A 5,240-nucleotide genomic window follows, 5' to 3' on the forward strand; every position below is an offset into this window, starting at 1 on the left:
CTGCTAAACAGAAGTCCTTATTCTGGTGTCGTGTTACTGGCGGTAACGATACCCCGATTGTACTTATGCACTACAGTCCCAGCCGTGCAGGAGCTGTAGCCAGCAAACTGTTGGAAGGGTTCAGTGGTTTTTGCAAACCGATGGTTACGCTGGTTATGGGGCATCAGCCTCGCGTCCTAATGTTATCCAGTTGGGATGCTGGGCACATGTTCGTCGTAAGTTTGATGTTGCAAGAAAAGCCAGTTCGCCAGGCGCTGCCAATATTGCCCGGCAAGGCATGGAGTTGATCAGAGAACTCTACTACCTTGACAATCAAGAAAAAGAGAAACCACCGGATCAACGAAAGAGATATAGACAAGAGGTAGTTAAGTCTTGCTTGGATAAGATCCGTTCCTGGATTAATAGAAATCAGGTGCAGGCGTTTAGCTATGGAGGTTTGCTGTCGAATGCATTTACCTACATTAACAACCAATGGTCAAAACTAACAGTTTTCGTGGAAGACGGACGCCTGCAACTGGACAACAACAATGCGGAACGTCATATCCGGCCTATTGCGACGGGTAGAAAGGTGTGGTTGTTTGCACAAAGCGAGGCCGGTGCAAGGGCAACTGCAACTTGGTATTCGCTGGTTGAAACTGCAAGGGCTAATGGATTAGAGCCTTACTGGTATCTTCGAAAGGTTTTCGAAGAGATGCCAATGTATTTACGAGATCGAAAACCAGTAAATGATTTACTGCCTTGGAATGTCGATTCCAAGGAACTGGAGCAACTCGCTAGACGTGATTAACTGGGTGCTTACTGATTGAAGATGAAGATTTGAATATTCTATCATTAGTCTGGGGATTATTTAAAGGAATCAATTTCAATATTAGGAAAATATATAGTACAGCAAGGCAAAAGTTTCAATGGAGTTGATGCCTTATATATTCTTTCGTCTAGAATGATAGCAAATGAGTTGATTGGAACGGATACAAAGATATTTTTGATAACAAGCGATCAAAAACTCTACAATGCGGCAAAAGATGAAAGTTTATTTGAAACTTTTCACTTTTGGACATGTAACCTTGGGTGTGGACATCAAAATCATATACCTGCAAAGGGTGCTAAAGATAGACAAAGAGAAAATTTTGAATGTAAAAAATGTGGTACTAATACCTTAATTAGAAGTGAATTTATTTCTACAAATACATGTCCAATATGTGGTAATCATTGTAGTGAGTGTAATTACGAAAATTGTGTCTCAACTTATATTCTTAATTTGTAATTTTTAAAGAAACAGGCTTTTTCTGCAATCTACCGAATTATCATTTCAAACAGACATAAAATCATCATTTAATGGGCAGAGCACGTTACGTGTATTGGACTTAATGGATAAGGGGGAAAATAATTGTCGTTAGACAGGAGAAATAGTTGACGCCAGTCAGAAGATACTTTTGTCATTTGCGAATGTCCCACTCAAAACCGATATCATCTAACTGTTTGATATGATCACCACTAAGTTCTCCTTTTCTATATTTTGCTCGTTGAGTATTTGCCCACTGTCCAAGGTGCCAACTAGCAGAAACATTACAATTTCCATGATCTTCCTTGTATTTTTTAAGTTCATCGAGCATTTGAACCCACGTTTTAATATTCCTTACACTCGTCTTCCTTATATTATAACTATCCTGCTTTTTTTTATGTGGAACCCACTCAAATCCAATACTTTCTAAACTTTCAATACGTTCATTACTAAGATTTTCAGTTCTGTATTTTGTGCGTTGAGCTGCAACCCAATTAACAAGTTTCTTGTCTGGCCAACTTTTAGGAACGTTACAGTTTCCATACAAATTCTTGTATGTTATTAAGGTTTTTAACTTTTCATGCCACAATTTTTTTTGTATTTCTTCTTTTGCCTCTTTTAAAGGAGACACCCACTCAAATCCAATACTTTCTAAACTTTCGATACGTTCATTACTAAGACTTTCAGTTCTGTACTTTGCTCGTTGAGTTGCAACCCAATTAACAAGCTTTTTATCTGGCCAACTGTTAGGAACGTTACAATTTCCATACATGTTCTTGTATGTTATTAAGGTTTTTAGCTTTTCATGCCACAATTTTTTTTGCCTTTCTTCTTCTGCCTTTTTAAAAGGAGAGACCCACTCAAATCCGATACTTTCTAAACTTTCAATACGTTCATTACTAAGATTTTCAGTTCTGTATTCTGTACGTTGTCTAGACACCCAACCAACAAGTTTCTTGTCTGGCCAACCGTTAGGAACGTTACAATCTTCATACATGTTTTTGTATGTAGTTAAAGCTTCAAACATCTCGCCCCATTTTTTTTCGTGATGTTTTCTCAATAATGAGTTATCGGCATGCCAAGCAAAACCGATATCTTCTAAACGTTTGATATGATCTTTGCTTAATAGTTTGTATGTGTAATTAGAACGCTGTGTTCCAACCCAAATTGCTAGTTGCTTATTTTCGTTCCAATTGCTGGGGACATTACAATCTCCAAATATTTCTTTATATTGTATTAACTCACCGTATCTCAAATCCCAGGTATTACTCAGCTTGTCTGTACATACGGCAGTAATTGACTCTTTAATGGTCTTAAGTGAAATATCTACACCAAAAAAGTCTATCTTATCACCAAAGTCATCACTTTTTTGTTTTCTGTGCCTTCCCTTATTTTCCTGCATCAGTCTTATGGTGTCAGCAAGAACTTCATCCTGCTCCTGCATTGCCTGTAATATATTCCAGACTTCTCCAAAATCAGTTTTATCTACAGCATCTTCTATCCTTTCCTCTGTTGCCATTTCCAGATAAAGAGGCACTAGTATATACCCGTATGTTTTATCAGGGTTTTGTGGGTCTTTTCGCATTGCCCGTCCTGTTGCTTGTACTATATCTACCTTGCTTTTTTTTGGTGACATGAATGCTACCAAGTCAACAGCAGGCAGATCAACCCCCTCGGTAAGACAACGTGCATTAGAAATAACTGAACAATCTGAGTTCTTAAATTCATTCATAACTCCCTCACGTGCTGCGGTAGACATTGTTCCATTTACATGAAACGTGTTAAACTTTGGCAGATGCCTACGAATTCCTTCTGAACCTTTTCCTGTAAATGATTTTGCTGTATTTATTGATTTGTGAAATGTAAAAACACGTTTAATATTGTATTTATTTATAGCATCTCTGAAAGCAATTTGATGTGCAACCAGTTGAGCATTTACCACATCACCATTGATAATTACTTCTCCCCTTTTTAGAAGTTCCTTGCTGACCTGTTCTGATGTAACCACTGATATGATTACTTTATAATTGCAGATTATGTCCTGATGTGCTGCTTTGGCAAAGGATAATTCGTGTGCTACTTTGCCGTATACATCAGAATTGTCCATAGAGTAAACAAGGTCGAAGTTCCCTTCTTCATTCTTTTTGTTTATATTATAATGTCTGGGAGTAGCAGTAAGAAACAGGCGTTTCTTACTGCATAAATTATCATCTTTTAACGCAAATCCAAACTTTTTTCCTTCTCTGCCTGCAGTTTTATGTGCTTCATCAAATATACCAAGGTCAAACCTGTGAATATTGTCCATGCCTTCTGCTACAATATGAGCCGACTGATATGTAGAGAACACAATTTTCACTCCTTCAGTATTTTGAGAAAGGAATTGTTTTACAGTGCTGCTTTCAGTAGTAACCGCAAAGTCAAGATCAGATTGATTAATTTTTATACTATCAAGTTCTTTGCTTGCAACAGTAGGATCTGAACAAACGCATAAATAGGAAATATGTTGCCACTTTGTCTCTTTAAGCCATTCATGAAGGGTTTGCCTTACTAGTGTTAGTGACGGAAGAAGAACTAATGTGTTCTTGCAATCCATTTGTTCTGATACCCATAAAGCAACAAGTGTCTTGCCTGTGCCACATGCCATAAGGGCAGTAGCACGGTCTTCATCTTTTAAGGTAGAGAGTATGTCTTCAATGGCTTCTTTTTGATGGGGCAGAGGTGTCTTTCTCTCTACTTCTACTTCACCACTTTGTAGCCATTTTAGAATAGTCTCAAAATCACTCTTTTCTAAACGGTCAAGGTCATTGCCACGTATACAATGAAATCCTGTGCGTTCATTTATTACTGAAGTAATATCGTTGCTGTTAGTAAATAAAACACGCTGACGGACGTTATCAGTAAGCCCCATAAATGTTGATATTTCTCTCCATGTCAGTGATGGCCGTCCTTTGCGGAATTTAGCTTGATACGCATTGAATGTATTTGAGGTCGTCTTATATACTCCATCAACGCCATTGTCTTGTTGATTATTACCTAAAGACAGGTTTTCTTTAATACCAGAAGGGATTGATTTAAACGGCCAGACCTCTTCTGCCTGTTCAATCTTTTGAGTAAAAAAATAGGCTTCAGCAAAAACCTCAAATGCATCACCTATATCAACGGTTGTGGGTAGTTTGGAGATACGATCTTCCAGCTCTGCAAAGCATGTTAAGTTGTCGAATAACCTTGTTTTAAGAAAGAAGCTGGTTTTGTAATGTTTAGGTAACATATAGTGATCTTATAATAATTATTAATCTTAAAATCAATGAAGAAACTAAGGATTGTTGTCAATTTCATCCCTTTGTGCCATGGCACACCTTTCATACAGAAACACACTTTTGCATAATTCACAAGCACAATAAAAAATGAATTTAGAATCAGCATAAGTGAGTACTCATTTAGTGTATTTAGAAATAATAGTATTTATACTCGTAGCGAAAAGAAATTCGAGAATTCTCGAGACAAACATGTTTGAATCTGTCATAATACTTTTATGACAGATTTTAAGCTCACACAGGACGAAATATCCAGTCTAAAAGTGACACATAGGACAACCAGGAAGAAACGAGAAGCCGACCGGATAAAGACGATAATACTACTTGGCACAGGATGGTCGGTCCGTGAAGTAGCAGAGGTTCTTATGCTTGACGATGATACTATAAGGAACTATCTAAGCCGTTATAAAGAGGGAAAGCTTGAGCTTCTATTGAAAGATAGCCACAAAGGATATGGCGGTAAGTTGTCCAAGTCAGAAATTGTGCAATTAGATGACCATCTGAATAATAATACTTATGGAAGAACTCAAGACATAGTATTTCATGTATCGAAACATTTCAAAGTAAAATATAGTATTAGCGGGATGAGAGATTTCCTTCACAGGATTGGCTATGCATACAAAAAACCAAAGCTCACACCTCCT

General features: G+C 37.4%; 3 protein-coding genes and 1 pseudogene. 3 read left to right on the forward strand and 1 reads right to left on the reverse strand.

Translation table 11 applies throughout. From position 1 onward, the window contains the following. Positions 1-65: 65 nt before the first annotated feature. Positions 66-544 (forward strand): annotated as a pseudogene (locus SCALIN_RS17530) (IS66 family transposase); the annotation flags it as partial. 24 nt (positions 545-568) lie between these two features. Further along, positions 569-787 carry a transposase domain-containing protein gene (locus SCALIN_RS24270; RefSeq protein ID WP_230406580.1) on the forward strand — a complete coding sequence of 73 codons (219 nt, stop codon included), beginning with the start codon at positions 569-571 and terminating at the stop codon, positions 785-787. A gap of 649 nt (positions 788-1,436) precedes the next feature. Here the strand turns inward: SCALIN_RS24270 and SCALIN_RS17540 are convergent. Then, the gene (locus SCALIN_RS17540; RefSeq protein ID WP_096895759.1) at positions 1,437-4,550 is read right to left on the reverse strand and encodes a DEAD/DEAH box helicase; all 3,114 of its coding nucleotides are present in this window, start codon (positions 4,548-4,550) and stop codon (positions 1,437-1,439) included. A 264-nt stretch (positions 4,551-4,814) separates the two neighbouring features. Between SCALIN_RS17540 and SCALIN_RS17545 the strand changes: the two genes are divergently transcribed. Further along, the coding region (locus SCALIN_RS17545) for a helix-turn-helix domain-containing protein (RefSeq protein WP_133112008.1) at positions 4,815-5,240 on the forward strand (426 nt) is incomplete at its 3' end.

The organism is Candidatus Scalindua japonica (genome assembly GCF_002443295.1).
Lineage (GTDB): Bacteria > Planctomycetota > Brocadiia > Brocadiales > Scalinduaceae > Scalindua > Scalindua japonica.